Here is a 20,061-nt window from a genome sequence, read left to right on the forward strand (position 1 = left end):
CTCTGGTTTCGAATATTTGCCCGTTTTGAGCACCCCACGCATGACGATGACCGACCAACCTCTCCGCTTCATCCGCCGCGGCCAGCCCGTGGCGCTGCACGACATACCGCCCGACCGCACGCTGCTCGAAGTGCTGCGCGAGGACCTGGGCTGCACGGGCACCAAGGAGGGTTGCGGCGAGGGCGACTGCGGCGCCTGCACCGTGGTGCTGGGCGAAGAGCGCGGCGGCAAACTGCACTACAGCGCCGTGAACAGCTGCATCCGGCTGGCCCATTCGGTCGATGGCATGGCGCTGTGGACCGTGGAAGACCTGGCCGAAGACCCGCTGATCCGCCCCGCCAGCCCGGCCCCGGCCGCTGAAAAAACCATCACCCTGCACCCCGCGCAGGAGGCCATGGTGCAGTGCCACGGCTCGCAGTGCGGTTTTTGCACACCGGGCTTCGTGATGAGCCTGTTCGGCATGTACCAGAACCATGTATGCCAGGGCCAGCCCATCACGCGCGAACTGGCGCAGGAGGAACTCTCGGGCAACCTGTGCCGCTGCACAGGCTACCGCCCCATCCTGGACGCGGCCCAGCAGATGGCGGCCCTGCCCGCCATGGCGGTGGACGAGGCGCAATTGCTCAGCCAGTTGGCCCAGCTGCAGCCCCCCGCGGTTGCCGGCACGGCCTACCTGGCCCCCACCACCCTGCCCGCCCTGCTCGCTGCGCGCGCCGCACACCCTGGCGCCCAGGTGGTGGCCGGTTGCACCGATGTGGGGCTGTGGGTCACCAAGATGCACAAGCAGTACGCGCAGGTGCTGGACGTGACGCGCGCGGCCGAGCTGCTGCAGCTCGATGAAGACGCGCACCAGATCAGCATCGGCGCCGCCGTGTCGCTGACCGATGCCTTTGCCGCGCTCGTGCGCCAGTGGCCGCAGCTGCACAGTTTCTCGGCCCGCTTTGCCGGGCTGCCCGTGCGCAACTCGGGCACGCTGGGCGGCAATGTGGCCAACGGCTCGCCGATCGGCGATTCCATGCCGCTGCTGATCGCACTGCGCGCGCAGATCGTGCTGGCCAGCGTGCGCGGCGAGCGCACGCTGCCACTCGAAGACCTGTACACGGGCTACCGCCAGAACGTGATGGCACCGGACGAGCTGCTGGTGCGCATCATCGTGCCGCGCCCCTCGGTCACCGAGGCCCTGCGGGCCTACAAGATATCGAAACGTTTCGACGATGACATATCGGCCGTGTGCCTGGTGGTGAACCTCGACATCGAAGGCGGCGTGGTGCGCCGCGCCAGCATTGGTGCGGGCGGCGTGGCCGCCACACCGGCGCGCGCCCGGCACACAGAAGCCGCCCTCACCGGCCAGCCCTGGTCGGCCGAGACGGTGCGCAAGGCGGCCGACGCCCTGCAGGCCGAGTTCAGCCCCATTTCCGACATGCGCGCCAGCGGAGCCTACCGCCGCACCGTGCTGGCCAGCCTGCTGCAGCGCTTCTGGCTCGAAAGCCAGGGCCAGGAGGCAGTGAGCGTGGAGAATTTTCGACTGGAGGCTGCGGTATGAACCAGCGTGACCCCCTTTCCCTGAGCCGCGACGCCGTGGACGACCCGGTGGTGGCGGAGGCCAATGCCCAGGCCGCTGAGGCGCAGGCAGCGCCCTCGGCACCGCCCGCCGAGCTGCGTGCCATGGGGCGCTCCCACATCCATGAAAGCGCACGCGCCCAGGTGGCCGGCGCAGCAAGCTACATCGACGACCTGCCCGAGATCAAGGGCACGTTGTACGCGGCGCCCATTCTCTCCACCGTGGCGCACGGGCGCCTGAACGGCGTGGACGCAAGCGCGGCCCTGGCCCTGCCCGGCGTGCGCGGCGTGGTGCTGGCGGCCGATGTGCCAGGCGACAAGATGCTGGCGGCCTTTGCGCACGACGAGCCGGTGTTCGCCCTGGACACGGTGCAGCACATCGGCCAGGTCATCGGCCTGGTGGTGGCCGACACGGTGATGCAGGCGCGCCGCGCGGTGCGCGCCGTGAAGCTCGATATCACCCCCCTGCCCGCCATCCTCTCGGTGCAGGCCGCACTGGAGGCACAGAGCTATGTGCTGCCCCCGGTGTTCGTGCGCCGTGGCGATGCGGCCGCCGGCCTGGCGGCATCGCAGCACCGGCTGGAAGGCAGCTTCGAAGTCGGCGGGCAAGAGCATTTCTACCTCGAAGGCCAGATCGCCTACGCCATGCCGCTGGAGCAGAAGCAATGGTGGGTGTACTCCAGCACCCAGCACCCCGGCGAGGTGCAGCACTGGGTGGCGCATGCCCTGGGCATCGACAACCACGCGGTGCGCGTGGAGTGCCGGCGCATGGGTGGGGGCTTCGGCGGCAAGGAGACCCAGGCCGGCCACCTGGCCGTGTGGGCCGCCGTGGCGGCGCACAAGCTGGGCCGGCCCATCAAGCTGCGCCTGGACCGCGACGAGGACTTCATGGTCACCGGCAAGCGCCACCCGTTCGCCTACCGCTACGACGTGGGCTTCGATGGTACCGGCCGCATCACCGGGCTGAACCTGCACATGGCGGCCAACTGCGGCTTCTCGGCCGACCTGTCGGGCCCCGTGGCCGACCGGGCCGTGTTCCACAGCGACAACGCCTACTACCTGAGCGACGTGGAGATCGCCTCCTACCGCTGCAAGACCAACACCCAGAGCCACACCGCCTTCCGCGGCTTCGGCGGGCCGCAGGGGGTGGTGGTGATCGAGGCCATCCTGGGCGACATCGCGCGCGCCCTGGGCCTGGACGCGCAGGACGTGCGCCTGCGCAACCTCTACGGCCGCGATGCAAGCGAGGGCCGCAACGTCACCCACTACCAGATGACCGTGGAGGACAACATCCTGCACGAACTCATGCCCCAGCTGGAGCGCGATGCCAACTACCGCGAGCGCCAGGCCGCCATCGCGGCGTGGAACGCCACCAGCCCCGTGCTCAAGCGCGGCCTGGCGATCACGCCGGTGAAGTTCGGCATCAGCTTCACGGCCACGCTGTTCAACCAGGCCGGCGCGCTGGTGCATGTGTACACCGACGGCAGCGTGCAGGTGAACCATGGCGGCACCGAAATGGGCCAGGGCCTGCACACCAAGGTGGCGCAGATCGTGGCCGACGAACTGGGCGTGCCGCTGCACCGCGTGCTGGTCACGGCCAGCGATACCAGCAAGGTGCCCAATGCCAGCGCCACCGCCGCATCGAGCGGCACCGACCTGAACGGCCGCGCCGCCCAATTCGCGGCACGCCATGTGCGCGACAACCTGGCGGCGTATGTCTGCGGGCTGGATGGCTGCGGCGCGGGCGCGATCCGGTTCGCGGGTGGCCAGGTGATCTCGCCCAAGCAGGTGCGCGCCTTCGACGACGTGGTCAAGGAGGCGTATGCCAACCGCATCCAGCTGTGGAGCGACGGCTTCTACCGCACGCCCAAGATCCACTACGACAAGGCCACGCTCACGGGCCGGCCGTTCTACTACTTCTCGTACGGTGCGGCCTGCACCGAGGTGGTGATCGACACGCTGACCGGCGAGAACCGCGTGGTCGCCGTGGACATCCTGCACGACGTGGGCCACAGCATCAACCCGGCCATCGACATCGGCCAGATCGAGGGCGGCTTCGTGCAGGGCATGGGCTGGCTCACCACCGAGCAACTGGTGTGGAACGACAAGGGCTACCTGGCCACGCACGCACCCAGCACCTACAAGATCCCGGCCACGGGCGACATCCCCGCGCATTTCCGCGTGGACCTCTGGCCCGAGGCCAACCGCGAGGACAACGTGGGCGGCAGCAAGGCCGTGGGCGAACCGCCGTTCATGCTGGCCATCAGCGTCTACGAGGCCCTGCGCAATGCCGTGGCCGCAGGGCGTGGTGCGGGCGAAGACAGCCTGGCCCCCGTTCGCCTGACAGCCCCCGCCACGGCGGAGAACGTGCTGCGCGCGCTGGGAAAAATCAGCGACTGAGGAATTCAGTACGGACCAAGGGCCATGCGGCCTGAAGAAGTCATGTCGCGCGCATGCCGGGTCTCCACCCGGTTGCGCCCGGCGCGCTTGGCGTCGTAGCAGGCCATGTCGGCCGCATACAGCACCGAGGCCACGTCGTGCAGGTGGGCATCGAGCACCACCAGGCCGATGCTCACGCCCAAGGTGAAGCTGCGCCCCTGGTAGGACGGCTCCCAGGCCTGCACCGTGGCGCGCAGTTGCTCGGCCACGGCCTGGCCACGGGCCAGCGTGCAGCCGGGCAGCACCACGGCGAACTCATCGCCCCCCAGGCGCGCAGACCAGCCGACCTGGCGCACCTGGGTCTCGATGAGCCGGGCCACATGGCGCAGCACGTCGTCGCCCGCATCGTGGCCGGCCACGTCGTTGACCAGCGTGAAATGGTCGAGGTCAAGGAACAGCACCACGCCATCCTCGCCCGCGTCCGCCCCGTCCGAGTCGCCTGCGCTGGCCGGACCGCGCGCACGCGTGGAGCGCTCGGCCAGCAGCAGCGCCAGGCGGTGCTCGAAGGCCGAGCGGTTGTGCAGCTGGGTGAGCGCATCGTGCGTGAGCTCCCAGGCCTGCTGGTACTGGGCGGCCCGGGCGGCGGTGATGTCCTCCAGCATCCAGACGGTGCTGGCGCCCAGCGCCTGCGACCGCACCGTGCGCCCCTGCACGCGCGCCCAGACGGGGCTGCCGTCCTTGCGCACAAAGCACACGTCCCCGTCGAAGGCGCCATGCGCGGCGAAGGCCGCCTGCACGCGCTCGCCCAGGCGGGCGTAGTCCGCGTCCGATCCGTAGAGCGCGCGCGCGGGCCGGCCCTGCAGCTCGCCGTCGGCATAGCCGAGCATGAGGCTGGCCTGCCGCCCCACCACCTCCAGGACGCCGTGGCGCGTGATGACGATGCCCACCGAGGAATGCTCCAGAATGGCCTCGAACTGTCCGCCCACCAGGGTGTGCAGGTGGTCCCGCTGCTGCTTTTGCTGCGCCAGGCCATCGAACACGCGCACCAGGGTGTCCACCTCGCCCCGGCTGACGGGCCACTCCACCACGGCCCGGGCATCGCGGCGCAGCAGTTGCAGTGCGCTGCGGCACAGCTGGGCCAGGGGCTGGGCCATCCATACCATCACGGAGGCCAGCAGCAAAACGCCCAGCGCGATCACCGCCGCAGCCAGCCACCAGGCCTCGCGCTGGGCACCCTGCAACGGCGCCAGCAGGGCCTGTGAATTGCTCACGCGCGCCACGAACCACTGCGGCAGCGGCATGCCTGCCACGCTCACGATGTGGTCGGGCAGCACCTCGGTCGATCCGCGCCCGACCACGGGCTGCGCCCGGCGCAACCAGTCCGCAAAGACGGGGGCCAGGCCGGGCTCGTCACGCACCTGGCCCATGATGCGCGCCGGATCGGTGTGCGAGAGGATGGTGCCATCGCGCGTGAAGACCACCAGGCGCGAGTCCTCGCGCGCGGGCAGCGCCATGGATTGGGGCAGCAGGCCCTGCGACTGCAGCTTGAGCGCGCCGGCCACCACGCCCAGCACGGTGCCTTCTTCGCTGTGTAAGGGCAGCGTGAACATGATGCGGGCATCGCTGGTGCGCCCGGCGATCAGCTCGGAGACGACCGGCTTGCCATCGATCAGGGTACGGCGCAGTGCATCGCGCTCCGCCGGGTCCAGGTCGGAGGCCTTGGCCAGTTGGCCCGCGCGGATGTTGAGCTTGAGCTCGCCATCCTTGCGCACCACCTGCAAGGCATCGAAGAAGCCGGCCGCGGGCAGGCCCTGGCGCAGCATCCAGTCCAGCGAGGCCGGTGCATCCAGCATGCCCGGCGTGATGCCTTGGGCTACCGTGCGCAGCACCTTCTGGCTCTGCTCGATCTTGCTGGCCAGGAGGCGTGCCACGACCTCGACTTCATCGGTCTGCTGGCCGACCACGCGGCGCATGGCCTCCTGCCCTGCTGCGCGCGACACCAGCCACACCGATGCCGCACTCGCCAGCACCACCACCAGTGCAGCCACCGCCATCAGCCGCAGCACCAGCGAACCTGGCATGTTCCAGGCAGGCGGCTCGGCAGCGGCGACGGGGTTGGCGGGTGGCGTCATGCGCTGTCCCGTGGTGGAGGGCTGCAGGTGTGAACGGCGAACGGGGCAGGCATGGAGCTGTGGGAAACAACAGGGTTTCCCAACGAATATACGCAGCCCCCGCGCGCCCGGGCTTGGGTGGAACCCTCAGGTTCTGCCGAGGAAAACCCTAACGGAGGTCCCCCCTGAGTCGCTTCGCGCCATCCCCCCAAAGGGGGGACGCTCCCGGTGCGGCGGGGCGGCCCTTGCACGGGAGCACTGGCATGGGGGCGCGCCAGTTTCTTGGCGCCGCATCAATGGCCAGGCAGGAGGCTGGCCGTACGGCTCAGCCGCCAGCGACCGACTGCAAGGCCATGGGCTGGGGCAGCCTGAGCACATTGCCGGTGCCGGCGACCAGGCCGTGCTCGCGCAGGTGGCGCATCACGCGCGAGAAGGTCTCGGGGGCGATGCCCAGCTGGGCCGCGATGAGCCGCTTGCGCTGGTGCAGGGTGACGCTCATGGCGCCGCCGCTGTCGGGCTCGGCGTTCTGCAGCAGCCACTGGGCGCAGCGTGCCTGGGCGTCCTGCGCCAGGCGGCTCACGGCCAGGCCCGATTGCTGCTGGTAGCCCGTGGCCATGTTGCGCAGCAGGGCCTGCGCGGCAAAGGGCAGTGCCGCGCAGCTGCTGCGGAACACCTCCACTGGCAGGTGGCGCAGGTGCACCTGGGTCTGCGCCACCATGTCCACCGCGCAGGGCTCGCCAAGCAGGGCCGACGCGGCGTCCAGCCAGAACGGGGCCTCCACCACGCCCAGCTGGTGGCGCATCTGCCCCTGCTCGCACACGCCCAGCAGCACGCGCCCCTTCTCCAGGTGCGCCACGGTGGCCAGGGTCTGGTGGCGGTGGCGCAGCACGTCACCGGCCGCAGCGATCTGGACCTGGGCGGGCAAAGGGAAGAGCGTGGAGGGCAGCATGGCCCGAACTGTGCCGCGGCGCGGCCCGGCGTGCATTGAGCAAGATCAAACCCGGCCCAGCCCGGGACCCGGCGCAAAGGGCCGTCCGGCTCGTGTAAGCAGCTGTTGCCGGGGGGCATGGAACTTGCGAACCCTGTCGGCTGGTCCCGCCCACGCACCAAGGTGCGGCATGTGGCGGGTGCCAGATCCCCAAGCCGGACCTCCGGCCCTTTCTCTCACCCCAGGAGTACACAATGAAAACAAACCTGCTTGCCCTCTCGCTCGGCAGCGCCCTGCTGTGCGCCGGCGCCGCCGCCCAGGCCCAGAGCTCGGTCCAGCTGATGGGCCTGACCGACGTGTTCGTCGGCTCCATGCGCAATGCCGGCGACGCCGGCCGCGCCACCGTGCTCAACAGCGGCGGCATGACCACCTCGTGGTTCGGCGTCAAGGGCACGGAAGACCTCGGCGGCGGCCTCAAGGCCAACTTCGCGCTGACCTCGTTCATCAAGGTGGACACGGGTGTGCAGGGCCGCTTCGTGAACGACACCTTCTTCTCGCGCGACGCCAATGTGGGCCTGTCGGGCGGCTTCGGCACGCTGACCGTGGGCCGCGGCCTGGCACCCAACTTCCTGCCCTCCATCCTGTCCAACCCCATGGGTGATTCGTTCACCTTCGCGCCGCTGATCCTGCACATGAACGTGCCCCTGTTCAACGGCACGGGCTGGACGGCCACCACGCCCTCGGACACCGGCTGGTCCAACGAGATCATCTACAGCACGCCCAGCATGGGCGGCCTGACGGTGAATGCGCACTACCAGATCGGCGAGATCGCGGGCGACAACGGCAAGAAGAACCTGGGCCTGAATGCGCTGTACTTCAACGGCCCGCTGACCCTCACGGGCTTCTACGAGCGCGACCAGATCAGCAACCCCGCCGTGCCCAACACCTACCTGGGCACCACCAAGAGCGACTGGATGCTGGGCGGCGCCTACGACTTCACCGTGGTCAAGGCCTTTGCGAGCTACGGCCAGGCCAAGGCCGACAACACAACCAACAAGGCCAAGACCGCGCAACTGGGCGTGTCCGTGCCGGTGTTCGGCACCGGCAAGGTGCTGGCATCCTGGGCCCAGACCGAGATGTCGGCCACCGACGTGTCGCGCAAGACCTTCACGCTGGGGTATGACCACTTCCTGTCCAAGCGCACCGATGTCTACGCCATGCTGATGAACGACCGCATCACGGCGCGCACCACCGGCAACAGCTTTGGCCTGGGCGTTCGCCACAGGTTTTAACCTCCCCTGAGCCGCTTCGCGTCATCCCCCCAGGGGGACGCTCCCAGCGCGGCGGGGCGGCCCTTGCGCGGGAGCACTGGGCTGGGGCGCGCCAGTATTGGCGAGCGCGGCAGCTGGCCTGGGATGGGCCAACGTATCCACGCCCTCTCGGGCTACAACACCAGGATCGCGCGGAAGTCGTTGACGTTGGTGTGCGTGGGCCCGGTGACCAACAGGTCGCCCAGGGCCGCGAAGTAGTTCCAGGCGTCGTTGCGCTGCAGGGCGTCTTCGATGTCCGCCCCCACGGTGTGGCCGCGCTGCAGCGTGTCGGGCACCACGAAGGCGCCCGCATTGCTTTCCACCCCGTCGATGCCGTCGGTGTCGGCTGCCAGCGCCCAGACCGATGGCTCGCCCTGCAAGGCCTTGGCCAGCCCCAGGCAGAACTCGCCCGCGCGGCCGCCCCGGCCGCGGGGTGCATCGGGTGCGCGCGGGCGCACGGTGACCGTGGTCTCGCCCCCCGAAAGGATGACGCAGGGCGTGCTGAACGGCTGCCCCCGGTGCACCGACGAACGCGCCAGCGCCGCGTGCACCTTGCCCACCTCGCGCGACTCGCCCTCGATCTCGTCCGAGAGGATGACGGCGTTGAGCCCGGCGCCCCGCGCCGCCGCAGCAGCAGCCTCCAGCGCCTGCCAGGGCGTGGCCACCAGGTGCACGGCATGGCCCTCGAACACGGCGTCACCGGGCTTGGGTGTTTCCAGCGCACCCTCGCGCAGCGCCCGCAGGGTGGGCTCGGGCACCTCGATGCCATAGCGCACCAGGATGGCCAGCGCATCGGCGCAGGTGCTCGCATCGGGCACCGTGGGCCCGCTCGCGATGACCGAGGGATCGTCGCCCGGCACGTCGCTGATGGTCAGCGTGACCACGCGCGCCGGCGCGCAGGCCGCCGCCAGCCGCCCGCCCTTGATGCGCGAGAGGTGCTTGCGCACGCAGTTCATCTCGCCGATGTCGGCGCCGCTTTCCAGCAGCGCGCGGTTGATGCGCTGCTTGTCCTCCAGCGTGAGGCCCTCGCCTGGCAGGGTGAGCAGCGAGGAGCCGCCGCCCGAGATCAGGCACAGCACCAGGTCGTCGGCCGTGAGGCCGGCAGTCAGCTCCAGCAGGCGCTGCGCGGCCACTTCGCCGGCGGCATCGGGCACGGGGTGGGCGGCCTCGACCACTTCGATGCGCTGCGCCAGGCCTGCCGGCCGCGGCGGGATGTGGCCATAGCGCGTCACCACCAGGCCCGACAGGGGCGCATCCTCGGGCCACAGGGCTTCGAGCGCCTGGGCCATGGCACCACCGGCCTTGCCGCCGCCCAGCACCAGGGTGCGCCCGCGCGGTGGCGCGGGCAGCCAGGCGCGCATGCCGTGCAGGGGCTGGGCGCTGCGCACGGCCACGTCAAAAAGGCCGCGCAGAAAGCCGCGGGGATCGGTGCGGAAGTCAGGCAAGGAGCCGGGTGGGGAAGCAGAGGTTTCGGACATGGGGTGCATTGTGCGCGGCCTCGGGCAAACAGGTGTAAACCCGAACCCGCTGTAACCCAACTGTCACAAGCGGCCGGTATGGTGGACCCCCTAGAAGTGACAAATTGCAACCATGAAGCACGAACGTCTCCAGCGCATGCTGGCGCTGCTGTCGCCAGCCGCGCAGCTCGGCGCGGGGCCGCTGGCGCGGCTGATGCGGGATGGCGGCCTGCACTGCGTGTTCCAGCCCCTCGGAGACCTGCGCGAGGGCAGCATCTTTGCCCATGAGGCGCTGATCCGCGGCCCCGAAGGCTCGGCGCTGCACACCCCCGACGTGCTGCTGCAGCGGGCGCGCGACGAGCAGCTGCTGCAGGATTTCGAGCTGATGTGCGTCTTCACCGCGCTGCAGGACTGGGGCGACCACGGGGCCCCCGGCCGCCTGTTCGTGAACATCAGCGCCGATGCGCTGGTGCACGCCGTGGCCCTGTGCGGCGAAGGCCGCCTGGGCGAGACGGTGCGCAGCTTCGGCGTGAGCGCGCGCATGCTGGTGCTGGAGATCACCGAGCACGAGCGCGTGACCGACATGCCCGCGCTGCGCGAGGCCATCCGCGAGGTGCATGCCTGCGGCGCACGCCTGGCGCTCGACGACTTTGGCGATGGCCGCTCCAGCCTGCGGCTGTGGTCCGAGGTCAAACCCGACTTCGTGAAGATCGACCGCTATTTCATCCACGACATCAGCGAGCACCCCGAGAACCTGCAGATGCTGCAGGCCATCAAGGGCATTGCCGACGTGTTCGGCACCACACTGATCGCCGAGGGCATCGAGACGCGCGACGACCTGCGCGCGCTGCGCGACCTGGCCATTCCCTACGGCCAGGGCTGGGTGCTGGGCCGGCCCGCGCGCGCGCCGCGTGAGGCCATCGACGGGCCCGCGCTCGACGTGCTGCAGGACCGCCGCGTGGCCGTGCTGCCACACCTGGGCCAGACCGCGCGCCCGGGTATTCTGCGCAGCCTGATGGTGCTGCAGGCCCCCACGGTGACACCGGCCACCAGCAACGACGAGGTGGCCGCCCTGCTGCAGGAGCGCACCGACCTGCACGCACTGGCCGTGGTGAACGGCACGCGCCCGGTGGCGCTGATCAACCGCCAGCAGTTCATGAACCACTACGCCACGCTGTACTTCCGCGAAGTGCATGGGCGCAAGCCCTGCGTCGGCTTTGCCAACAACACGCCGCGCGTGGTGGAGCTCGACTGCGACGTGGACCAACTCGTGGGCATCCTCACCTCGCAGGACCAGCGCTACCTGAGCGACGGCTACATCGTCACCGACAACGGCCGCTACGTGGGCCTGGGCACAGGCGACCAGTTGGTGCGCGCCGTGACCGAGACACGCATCGAGGCCGCGCGCCATGCCAACCCGCTGACCTTCCTGCCCGGCAACATCCCCATCAGCATGCACATGCAGCGCCTGCTGGAGAGCGGTACCGAGTTCGTGGCCTGCTATGCCGACCTGAACAACTTCAAGCCCTTCAACGACCACTACGGCTACTGGCGCGGAGACCAGATGATCCGCCTGGTGGCGCGCCTGGCGACCACACACTGCGACGCACGGCGTGACTTCGTGGGCCATGTGGGGGGCGACGATTTCATGCTCATCTTCCAGAGCAGCAACTGGCTGCAGCGCTGCAAGCACATCGTGGACGAGTTCGCGCGCGAGGCGCTCACCCTGTTCGACGATGGCGCCCGCGCCCTGGGCGGCATCCATTCGGAAGACCGCCACGGCGTGCGCCGCTTCTTTCCCTGCACCACGCTGGCCATCGGCGCGGTGCGCATCCAGCCCGGTGTGTACCGCCATGCCGAAGAGGTGGCCAACCTGGCCGCCATGGCCAAGCACGAAGCCAAGCTGGCGGCCAGCGGCGTGGTGCTGCATGGCAGCGAACCGGCCGGACCTCCACACAACGCCCTGCGGGCACTGCAGAGCGTGCTGGCTGCCTGATCTCCTGCGCTGCCGAAGGCGGCAGCGCCGCCCATCAAGGCGTCTTCGCGCCGTCCTGGAACCAGCGGCCGATGAGGGCGCGCTCGGCATCGGTCATCTGCGTGGCGTTGTTCATGGGCATGAGCTTTTGCACCACCGCCTGCTGGTAGACCGCCTGGGCATGCTGCTTGACCAGGGCCGGCGAATCCAAGCGCAGGTTCTTCATCTGCACCTGGGCGCCATGGCACAGGTAGCAGCGCTGTTCGAGCACCGTCTGCACGGCGGCGAAATCGCTGCCAGTACCTGCGGCTGCAGCGGGCGCGGCAACGGGGGCTGCTGCTGCCGCTGCCGCAGGTGCCGCCTGGGACGCGGCGGATGCCGCGGGGGCCGGTGCCGCCACCGCTGCCGGCTTGGCGGCGGCCACGGGCTCGGGTGCCGGGGCGGGCTTCATCCAGACGATGGCACCCAGCAGGGCCACCACACCCACCAGCGCATAAGGCAGCGGATTGGGATTGCGGCCGAGCTTGTAGCCATGGCGCATCACGAAGAACTGGCGGATGGCGGCGCCCGCGAACATCATGATGATGAGCACCAGCCAGTTCTGCGGGTGGCTCCAGGTGAAGCTGTAGTGGTTGCTCAGCATCGCGAAGATCACCGGCAGCGTGAAGTAGGTGTTGTGCACGCTGCGCTGCTTGCCGCGTTTGCCGTGGATCGGGTCCACGTTCTGGCCCGTGCGGATCTGGCGCACCACGGTGCGCTGGCCGGGGATGATCCAGAAGAACACGTTGGCGCTCATCGACGTGGCGATCATCGCGCCCACCAGCAGGAAGGCCGCACGCCCGGCGAACAGGTGGCAGGCCAGCCAGGAGGCGATGCACACCAGCACCAGCACCAGGCCGCCGACGATGGCGTCGCCGTTCTTCTTCTGACCGAAGATGCGGCAGATGCCGTCGTACAGCAGCCAGAACACGACCAGAAAGGCCAGCGCCGCGCCGATGGCCGCGGGCGGCGCCCAGTCCATGCGCGACTTGTCGATCAGGTAGGTGCCCGCGCTCCACAGGTAGGACAGGGTGAACAGCGCAAAGCCGCTGAGCCAGGTGCTGTAGCTCTCCCAATAGAACCAGTGCAGGTGCTTGGGCAGCTCGGGCGGGGAGACGGCAAACTTGACCGGGTGGTAGAAACCGCCGCCGTGCACGGCCCAGAGCTCGCCGCTCACGCCCTGCTTCTTGAGGTCCTCGTCCTCGGGCGGCGTGAGGCTGCTGTCCAGGAAGACGAAGTAAAAGGAGGAGCCAACCCAGGCGATGGCGGTGATGACGTGGACCCAGCGCAAGAGCAGGTTGGCCCAGTCGAGAAGGTAGTGTTCCATTTTTTTCTCAACCTCGGCGGGGTGGGGGGACACACCGCCTGAACAACCTGCTCACCACTGCGGGCGCTCTGAGCAGAAGATGGGGTCGCGCACCATGGCAAGCCAGGCTTGCCGGGGCACCGCTGCGACCCATGGGACCGGTGCCGCAACGGCCTGCCGGGTCCCGGGTGAAAGTGTATGCAAAAACTGTTTTCAATTCCAGCCCTGCAGTGATCGAATCAGGCCTGGGAATACCCTTGGAGCGGATTTGCCACCGCCTGGACTGCCGCCACTGATTGCAAGAGTTGTGCCGCCACGGCCACGGCAATCACCTCGGGCTCCTTGCCCGGGATGCCGGGCACGCCGATGGGGCAGGTCACATGCGCCAGCTCGCGAGGGCTGAAGTCGCGCGCGGTGAGCCGGCTGGTGAAGGTGGCCCACTTGGTCTTGCTGCCGATGAGGCCGATGAAGGGTAGGTCGCCGCGCTCGCGCTGGCGCTTGAGGCAGGCGGCCACCACATCCAGGTCCTCGGCGTGGCTGAAGCTCATGATGAGCACGCGCGAGCCCGGCGCCAGGGTGGGCACGGCCATCTGCACGGGCTCGGAATGCTCGCAGTGCACGTTGGGCGGCGGGGCTTCCGGAAAAATGCCGTCGCGGCTGTCGATCCAGGTCAGCGCAAAGGGCAGCGGCGCCAGCACGCGCGCCAGGGCGTGGCCCACATGGCCGCCACCGAACAGCGCCACCGGGTGCAGGTCGGCCGTGAGGCGCCGGGCCAGGGCCGGTGCGTCCTGCGCGGCCACGCGCTCGAATTCGAGGAACACCACGCCCCCGCAGCACTGGCCCAGGGCCGGGCCCAGGGCAAAGCGCATGGGCGCCGGGTCGTTCGCGGCGCCGGGGTGGGCCAGGCGGCGGCGCGCCTCGGCAATGGCCTGGTGCTCCAGGTGGCCGCCACCGATGGTGCCGACCAACCTGTCTGCGAACACGGCCATCCACGCGCCCGATTCACGCGGCACGGAGCCTTGGGTAGACTCCACGGTCACCAGACATGCCGGTTCGGCCGCAAGGCCTGCCAGCAACAAACGCACGTTTTCCACTGCAGCCGTCCTTTCGTTACACCCGCCCGCCATGCCCGACACCCCGCCCAACCACCGCCCCGGCAAAAGCCGCCACTGGCTGCTGGCAGGCATCATGGCTGCTGGTGCCGCCCTGATCGCAGCCTGCAAGTCTGCGCCCGAACCCGCGCCCACGCCAGAGAGCCGCCCTCCTACCAGTACCGATATCCAGGGCATCAAGGGCCCCGTGCCGGCCGCTGCCGGCTCGGCCCGCCCTTCGGCAGCGGCCACGCCCCGCGCCTACCGGCAGGACGGTGCCAGCCACCTCTATGGGCTGAACGCCGAGCGCATCTTCAAGGGCAAGCTGCCCCCGCAGCTGTACGCCATCGGCGTGATCGAGGTGGACATCGACCGCACCGGCAAGGTCACACGCGTGCACTGGCTGCGCGCCCCGCGCCATGCGCCCGAGGTGGTCAAGGAGATCGAGCGCACCGTGCGCGCTGCGGCGCCCTACCCGGTGCCCACGCGCCTGGGCAAGGTGACCTACACCGAGACCTGGCTGTGGGACAAGAGCGGCAAGTTCCAACTCGATACCCTCACTGAAGGGCAGTTGTAAAAGCCGGCGTTTTGTACCCGCACTGGATGTACGGGGACGACCAACACATGAAACTGGCGCGGCGCAGGCCAGTGCCGCCGCGCAAGGGCCGCCCCGCCGCGCTGGCGGCGTCCCCCTGAGGGGGAAGGCGCGAAGCGACTCAGGGGGCTTCACATCAGGAGCCCCGGTACGTCGAGTAACTCCACGGGCTCACCAGCAGGGGCACGTGGTAGTGCTGGTCTTCGTGTGCAATGCCGAAGTCCAGGCTCACCTGGTTCAAGAAGTTCGGCTCGGGCAGTTCCACGCCCCGGGCCTTGAAATACCCCGCCACATCGAAGCGCAGCCGGTAGGTGCCGGCGCGCAGGCTGGCGTTGTCGAACAGCGGCGCATCGGTGCGCCCATCGTGGTTCAGCACCAGGCGCTTGATCAGCGTGGCGGCGTCGCCATGGGTGGAAAACAGCGCCACTTCCATGCCGGCCGCGGGGCAGCCATTCATGGTGTCCAGAACGTGAGTGCTCAAGCCCATAGGGATTCTCCTGAAGGATGGGAAAGTAAAAAACGCAATCTGTAGACTAAAAGTGTATACACTTTTCGCCAATCCTCCTATCATGTCGCCATGGAATCTTCATCCACCAGTGCCATCGTCGAGGCGTTGACCCGCGCCATCGTCGAACACCGCCTGCAGCCAGGCACCAAGCTGGCCGAGCAGAAGCTGGCCGACCATTTCGGCGTGTCGCGCACGCTGGTGCGCCAGGCGCTGTTCCAGATGGCCCAGAACAAGCTGGTCACGCTGGAGCCCGCGCGCGGTGCCTTTGTCTCCACCCCCTCGGTCGAAGAGGCGCGCCAGGTGTTCGCCGTGCGCCGCATGCTCGAGACCGAGATGACCCGCGCCTTCGTGCGCAGCGTCACGCCCGCCAAGATCAAGGCCCTGCGCGCCCATGTGGCGAGCGAAAAGGCTGCCATGGGCACGGCCGACGCGAGCAGCCGCACCGAACTCTTGGGCGACTTCCACGTGCGCATGGCCGAGCTCATGGGCAACGAGGTGCTGGCCCACCTGCTGGGCGATTTGATCTCGCGCTGCGCGCTGATCACGCTGATGTACCAGTCGGCCAGCGCCGCAGAGCATTCGCATGAGGAACACGGCGAGATCGTCACCGCGCTGGCCGCGCGCGACGAGGACCAGGCCGTGGCGCTCATGCAATCGCACCTCGAACACGTCGAGGCCAGCCTGGTCTTCGACCGCAAGCGCCCTGCCAGTGACCTGGCCATGGCGCTTGCCCCCGTGACTTCCGTTTCGTGAGCAGACACACCATGATCTACGACGCCACCCACGCCTACCCCCGCGACCTCGTCGGCTACGGCCGCCACACGCCCCACGCCCAGTGGCCGGGCCAGGCGCGCATTGCCGTGCAGTTCGTGCTCAACTACGAAGAGGGCGGCGAGAACGCCACCCTGCACGGCGACGCGGGCTCGGAGCAGTTCCTCTCGGAAATGTTCAACCCCGCCAGCTACCCCGAGCGCCACATGAGCATGGAGGGCATCTACGAATACGGCTCGCGGGCCGGCGTGTGGCGCATTCTGCGCGAGTTCGACAAGCGCAAGCTGCCGCTCACCGTGTTCGGCGTATCGACGGCGCTGCAGCGCCACCCCGAGCTGACCCAGGCCTTCGTGCAGGCCGGCCACGAGATCGCCTGCCACGGCCTCAAGTGGATCCACTACCAGAACGTGCCCGAAGAGGTGGAACGCGCCCACATGGCCGAGGCCATGGCCATCATCGAGCGCATGACCGGCCAGCGCGCCACCGGCTGGTACACCGGGCGCGACAGCCCCAACACCCACCGCCTGGTGGCCGACTTCGGCGGCTTCGAGTACGACAGCGACTACTACGGCGACGACCTGCCCTTCTGGATGAAGGTGCAGCGCACCGACGGCAGCGTGGCGCCCCAGCTCATCGTGCCCTACACGCTGGACTGCAACGACATGCGCTTCGCCCTGCCCCAGGGCTACTCGCATGCCGACCCGTTCTTCCAATACCTCAAGGACACCTTCGACGCGCTGTACGCCGAAGGCGACCCCGATGGCGACAACGCGCCCAAGATGATGAGCATCGGCATGCACTGCCGCCTGCTGGGCCGCCCCGGCCGCATCACGGCGCTGCAGCGCTTCCTGGACCACATCGCCCAGCACGACAAGGTGTGGGTGGCGCGCCGCGTGGACATTGCGCGCCACTGGGCCCAGGTGCACCCCTTCAACGACACGACCACCGCCACCAGCAAGGCCTGACCACCATGGCACTCACCATCACCCAACTCAACGCGGCCAGCCCGGCCGAGGCCCTGCAGTGGCTGGACGGCGTGTACGAGCACTCGCCCTGGATCGCCGAGCAGGCCCTGGCCGAGCGGCCCTTCCGCTCGCTGGCGCACCTGCGCCACGCCCTGGCCCAGGCCGTGCGCAATGCCCCGCAGGATGCGCAGCTGGCGCTGATCCGCGCCCACCCCGAGCTGGCCGGCAAGGCCATGGTGGCCAACAGCCTCACGGCCGAATCGACCAACGAGCAGAGCAAGGCGGGCCTGGCCCAGTGCACGCCCGAGGAGTTCGCACGCATCCAGCAGCTCAATGCGGACTACAACGCGCGCTTTGGCTTCCCCTTCATCCTGGCGGTGCGCGGGCCGCGCGGCGCGGGCCTGCCACGCCAGGAGATCATTGCCACCTTTGCGCGCCGGCTGGACAACCACCCCGACTTCGAGCGCGCCGAGGCGCTGCGCAATATCCACCGCATCGCCGAGATCCGCCTGAACGACAAGTTCGACGCCGAGCCCGTGCTGGGCAATGACGTGTGGGACTGGCAGGAGAACCTGGCCCAGCACTCCGACCCCGGCTTTGCCGAGAAGGGCCAGCTCACCGTCACCTACCTGACCGACGCGCACCGCGCCTGTGCCCAGCGCATCAGCCACTGGATGCGCGACTGCGGCTTTGACGAGGTGGAGATCGACGCCGTGGGCAATGTGGTGGGCCGCTACCACCCTGCCCCGGGCGCCGCACAGGCCAAATACCTGATGACCGGCTCGCACTACGACACGGTGCGCAACGGCGGCAAGTACGACGGGCGCCTGGGCATCTTCGTGCCCATGGCCTGTGTGCGCGAGCTGCACCGCGCGGGCAAGCGCCTGCCCTTCGGCATCGAGGTGATCGGCTTTGCCGAGGAAGAAGGCCAGCGCTACAAGGCCACCTTCCTCGGGTCGGGCGCGCTCATCGGCCACTTCAACCCCGCCTGGCTGGACCAGAAGGACGCCGACGGCGTGACCATGCGCGAGGCCATGCAGCATGCCGGCCTGTGCATTGACGACATCCCCAAGCTGCAGCGCGACGCCGCACAGTACCTGGGCTTCATTGAAGTGCACATCGAGCAGGGCCCGGTGCTCAACGAGCTGGACCTGCCCCTGGGCGTGGTCACCTCCATCAACGGCGGCGTGCGCTATGTGGGCGAGATGATCGGCATGGCCAGTCATGCCGGCACCACCCCCATGGACCGCCGCCGAGACGCGGCCGTGGCCGTGGCCGAGCTGGCCCTGTACATCGAGCAGCGCGCCGCGAAAGACGGCGACTCGGTGGGCACCATCGGCCTGCTGAACGTGCCCGGCGGCTCCATCAACGTGGTGCCGGGCCGCTGCCAGTTCAGCCTGGACCTGCGCGCCCCCAACGACCCGCAGCGCGACGCGCTGGCCAAGGACGTGCTGGCCGAGCTCGCCCGCATCGCCGAGCGGCGCGGCATGCGCTACACGCTGGAGGAATCCATGCGCGCGGCCGCTGCCCCCAGCGCCCCGGCCTGGCAGCAGCGCTGGGAACGCGCGGTGGACGCCCAGGGCGTGCCGCTGTTCCGCATGCCCAGCGGCGCCGGGCACGATGCGATGAAGCTGCACGAGATCATGCCCCAGGCCATGCTCTTCGTGCGCGGCCTGAACTCCGGCATCAGCCACAACCCGCTCGAATCCACCACCAACAACGACATGCAGCTGGCCGTGGACGCCTTCACGCACGTGCTGCAACAGCTCTCCGAGGAAACCCCCGCATGACCACGACCGCCCCACAGACCGACTACGCCGCCCTGGATGCGTGGATCGACCAGCACTTCGACGAGGAAGTGCAGTTCCTGCAGGCCCTGGTGCGCGTGCCCACCGACACGCCCCCGGGCAACAACGCGCCCCACGCCGAGCGCACGGCCGAATTGCTCCGTGACTTTGGCTACGAGGCCGAGAAGCACGCCGTGCCCGCGGCCGACGTGCAGGCCTACGGCATGGAGTCCATCACCAACCTGATCGTGCGCCGCCAGTACGGTGCCGACAAGAAGGGCCCCACCATCGCCCTGAACGCCCACGGCGACGTGGTGCCGCCCGGCGAAGGCTGGACGCACGACCCCTACAGCGCCGAGATCGTGGACGGCAAGATGTACGGCCGCGCCACCGCCGTGAGCAAGAGCGATTTCGCGAGCTTCACCTACGCCGTGCGCGCGCTGGAGGCCGTGGCCAAGCCTGCAAAGGGCGCGGTGGAACTGCACTTCACCTACGACGAAGAGTTTGGCGGTGAACTGGGCCCCGGCTGGCTGCTGCAAAAGGGCCTGACCCAACCGGACCTGATGATCGCGGCCGGCTTCTCGTACGAGGTGGTCACCGCCCACAACGGCTGCCTGCAGATGGAAGTGACGGTGCACGGCAAGATGGCGCACGCCGCCGTGCCCCACACCGGCGTGGACGCGCTGCAGGGCGCAGTGCACATCCTGAACGCGCTGTACGCGCAGAACCAGGAGTATTTGAAGGTCACCTCCAACGTGGCCGGCATCAAGCACCCCTACCTCAACGTGGGCCGCATCGAGGGTGGCACCAACACCAACGTGGTGCCCGGCAAGGTCACGTTCAAGCTCGACCGCCGCATGATCCCCGAGGAGAACCCGGTGGAGGTGGAAGCCAACATCCGCCGCGTGATCGAAACCGCTGCGGGCGAGCGCGCCGGCATCTCGGTGGAGATCCGCCGCCTGCTGCTGGCCAACGCCATGACGCCGCTGGCCGGCAACAAGCCCCTGGTCGATGCGATCCAGAAGCATGCACAGGAGCTGCTGGGCGAGACCGTTCCCGCCGTGGGCACCCCCCTGTACACCGACGTGCGCCTGTACGTGGAGCGCGGCATTCCCGGCGTGATCTACGGCGCCGGCCCGCGCACCGTGCTCGAATCGCACGCCAAGCGCGCCGACGAGCGCCTGGACCTGGAAGACCTGCGCCGCGCGACCAAGGTCATCGCGCGCACGCTGAAGGACCTGCTGGCGTAAGCCCGCCATTGGGGGCTGGGCAAGCCATA

At 69.1% G+C, this 20,061-nt stretch carries 15 protein-coding genes; 9 read left to right on the forward strand and 6 right to left on the reverse strand.

Going from position 1 to position 20,061, the window contains the following annotated elements; all coding sequences use genetic code 11:
- Positions 1 to 46 precede the first annotated feature (46 nt).
- Together xdhA and xdhB are read left to right on the forward strand one after the other, a co-directional pair.
- A complete protein-coding gene (xdhA, locus tag HNP48_RS10435) occupies positions 47 to 1,543 on the forward strand; it encodes a xanthine dehydrogenase small subunit (protein WP_409362550.1) in 1,497 nt (498 codons plus the stop codon).
- Positions 1,540 to 3,960, forward strand: coding sequence for a xanthine dehydrogenase molybdopterin binding subunit (gene xdhB / locus HNP48_RS10440; protein ID WP_184856848.1), 2,421 nt, complete (start codon positions 1,540 to 1,542; stop codon positions 3,958 to 3,960). The genes xdhA and xdhB overlap by 4 nt, the downstream gene beginning before the upstream one ends.
- Positions 3,961 to 3,965: 5 nt before the next feature.
- On the opposite strand, the gene HNP48_RS10445 is transcribed toward xdhB, so the two are convergent.
- Both HNP48_RS10445 and HNP48_RS10450 read right to left on the reverse strand, forming a co-directional pair.
- A complete protein-coding gene (locus HNP48_RS10445) occupies positions 3,966 to 6,071 on the reverse strand; it encodes a diguanylate cyclase domain-containing protein (RefSeq protein ID WP_184856849.1) in 2,106 nt (701 codons plus the stop codon).
- Between the two features lie 304 nt (positions 6,072 to 6,375).
- Entirely contained in the window at positions 6,376 to 6,999 is a 624-nt protein-coding gene (locus HNP48_RS10450; RefSeq protein WP_184856850.1) for a Crp/Fnr family transcriptional regulator, read from the reverse strand.
- A gap of 233 nt (positions 7,000 to 7,232) precedes the next feature.
- Here HNP48_RS10450 and HNP48_RS10455 point away from each other — a divergent pair, with 233 nt between their 5' ends.
- Positions 7,233 to 8,270 (forward strand): porin, encoded by a 1,038-nt coding sequence (locus HNP48_RS10455; protein WP_184856851.1) that lies wholly within the window; start codon positions 7,233 to 7,235, stop codon positions 8,268 to 8,270.
- Positions 8,271 to 8,422: 152 nt separating this feature from the next.
- On the opposite strand, the gene HNP48_RS10460 is transcribed toward HNP48_RS10455, so the two are convergent.
- Positions 8,423 to 9,766 carry a glycerate kinase gene (locus HNP48_RS10460; RefSeq protein WP_409362541.1) on the reverse strand — a complete coding sequence of 448 codons (1,344 nt, stop codon included), beginning with the start codon at positions 9,764 to 9,766 and terminating at the stop codon, positions 8,423 to 8,425.
- Between the two features lie 112 nt (positions 9,767 to 9,878).
- Between HNP48_RS10460 and HNP48_RS10465 the strand changes: the two genes are divergently transcribed.
- Positions 9,879 to 11,741 carry a phosphodiesterase gene (locus HNP48_RS10465; protein WP_260420188.1) on the forward strand — a complete coding sequence of 621 codons (1,863 nt, stop codon included), beginning with the start codon at positions 9,879 to 9,881 and terminating at the stop codon, positions 11,739 to 11,741.
- Positions 11,742 to 11,775: 34 nt separating this feature from the next.
- Here the strand turns inward: HNP48_RS10465 and HNP48_RS10470 are convergent, their stop codons facing one another.
- Positions 11,776 to 13,086: a urate hydroxylase PuuD gene (locus tag HNP48_RS10470; protein WP_184856853.1), complete on the reverse strand. Its 1,311-nt coding sequence runs from the start codon at positions 13,084 to 13,086 to the stop codon at positions 11,776 to 11,778.
- A 218-nt stretch (positions 13,087 to 13,304) separates the two neighbouring features.
- Entirely contained in the window at positions 13,305 to 14,192 is an 888-nt protein-coding gene (gene xdhC / locus HNP48_RS10475; RefSeq protein ID WP_184856854.1) for a xanthine dehydrogenase accessory protein XdhC, read from the reverse strand.
- Between xdhC and HNP48_RS10480 the strand changes: the two genes are divergently transcribed.
- Positions 14,191 to 14,733, forward strand: a complete 543-nt coding sequence (locus tag HNP48_RS10480; protein ID WP_184856855.1) for a hypothetical protein — start codon at positions 14,191 to 14,193, stop codon at positions 14,731 to 14,733. The genes xdhC and HNP48_RS10480 overlap by 2 nt on opposite strands.
- Before the next feature lie 154 nt (positions 14,734 to 14,887).
- Here the strand turns inward: HNP48_RS10480 and uraH are convergent, their stop codons facing one another.
- Positions 14,888 to 15,238 (reverse strand): hydroxyisourate hydrolase, encoded by a 351-nt coding sequence (uraH, locus tag HNP48_RS10485; protein WP_184856856.1) that lies wholly within the window; start codon positions 15,236 to 15,238, stop codon positions 14,888 to 14,890.
- 90 nt (positions 15,239 to 15,328) lie between these two features.
- On the opposite strand from uraH, the gene HNP48_RS10490 reads away from it, so the two are divergent.
- From HNP48_RS10490 to HNP48_RS10505, 4 genes are read left to right on the forward strand one after another with little or no spacing between them, the layout of a single operon-like run.
- Entirely contained in the window at positions 15,329 to 16,012 is a 684-nt protein-coding gene (locus HNP48_RS10490; protein WP_184856857.1) for a GntR family transcriptional regulator, read from the forward strand.
- 11 nt (positions 16,013 to 16,023) lie between these two features.
- Positions 16,024 to 16,995, forward strand: coding sequence for an allantoinase PuuE (gene puuE, locus HNP48_RS10495; RefSeq protein WP_184857098.1), 972 nt, complete (start codon positions 16,024 to 16,026; stop codon positions 16,993 to 16,995).
- Between the two features lie 5 nt (positions 16,996 to 17,000).
- Positions 17,001 to 18,785: a 2-oxo-4-hydroxy-4-carboxy-5-ureidoimidazoline decarboxylase gene (gene uraD / locus HNP48_RS10500; protein WP_184856858.1), complete on the forward strand. Its 1,785-nt coding sequence runs from the start codon at positions 17,001 to 17,003 to the stop codon at positions 18,783 to 18,785.
- Positions 18,782 to 20,032, forward strand: coding sequence for an ArgE/DapE family deacylase (locus HNP48_RS10505; protein WP_184856859.1), 1,251 nt, complete (start codon positions 18,782 to 18,784; stop codon positions 20,030 to 20,032). The genes uraD and HNP48_RS10505 overlap by 4 nt, the downstream gene beginning before the upstream one ends.
- Positions 20,033 to 20,061: the final 29 nt, after the last annotated feature.

Origin of the sequence: Acidovorax soli (assembly GCF_014207955.1) — a bacterium.
In the GTDB taxonomy this organism is placed as follows: Bacteria; Pseudomonadota; Gammaproteobacteria; order Burkholderiales; family Burkholderiaceae_C; genus Acidovorax; species Acidovorax soli_A.

Coding starts and splice junctions, on each gene's coding strand:
- HNP48_RS10445 (WP_184856849.1), bottom strand. CDS start 6,071: ATGACGCCACCCGCCAACCCCGTCGCCGCTGCCGAGCCGCCTGCCTGG.
- HNP48_RS10505 (WP_184856859.1), top strand. CDS start 18,782: ATGACCACGACCGCCCCACAGACCGACTACGCCGCCCTGGATGCGTGG.
- HNP48_RS10465 (WP_260420188.1), top strand. CDS start 9,879: ATGAAGCACGAACGTCTCCAGCGCATGCTGGCGCTGCTGTCGCCAGCC.
- uraD (WP_184856858.1), top strand. CDS start 17,001: ATGGCACTCACCATCACCCAACTCAACGCGGCCAGCCCGGCCGAGGCC.
- HNP48_RS10480 (WP_184856855.1), top strand. CDS start 14,191: ATGCCCGACACCCCGCCCAACCACCGCCCCGGCAAAAGCCGCCACTGG.
- HNP48_RS10470 (WP_184856853.1), bottom strand. CDS start 13,086: ATGGAACACTACCTTCTCGACTGGGCCAACCTGCTCTTGCGCTGGGTC.
- xdhC (WP_184856854.1), bottom strand. CDS start 14,192: ATGGCGGGCGGGTGTAACGAAAGGACGGCTGCAGTGGAAAACGTGCGT.
- xdhB (WP_184856848.1), top strand. CDS start 1,540: ATGAACCAGCGTGACCCCCTTTCCCTGAGCCGCGACGCCGTGGACGAC.
- HNP48_RS10460 (WP_409362541.1), bottom strand. CDS start 9,766: ATGTCCGAAACCTCTGCTTCCCCACCCGGCTCCTTGCCTGACTTCCGC.
- HNP48_RS10450 (WP_184856850.1), bottom strand. CDS start 6,999: ATGCTGCCCTCCACGCTCTTCCCTTTGCCCGCCCAGGTCCAGATCGCT.
- uraH (WP_184856856.1), bottom strand. CDS start 15,238: ATGGGCTTGAGCACTCACGTTCTGGACACCATGAATGGCTGCCCCGCG.
- HNP48_RS10490 (WP_184856857.1), top strand. CDS start 15,329: ATGGAATCTTCATCCACCAGTGCCATCGTCGAGGCGTTGACCCGCGCC.
- xdhA (WP_409362550.1), top strand. CDS start 47: ATGACCGACCAACCTCTCCGCTTCATCCGCCGCGGCCAGCCCGTGGCG.
- HNP48_RS10455 (WP_184856851.1), top strand. CDS start 7,233: ATGAAAACAAACCTGCTTGCCCTCTCGCTCGGCAGCGCCCTGCTGTGC.
- puuE (WP_184857098.1), top strand. CDS start 16,024: ATGATCTACGACGCCACCCACGCCTACCCCCGCGACCTCGTCGGCTAC.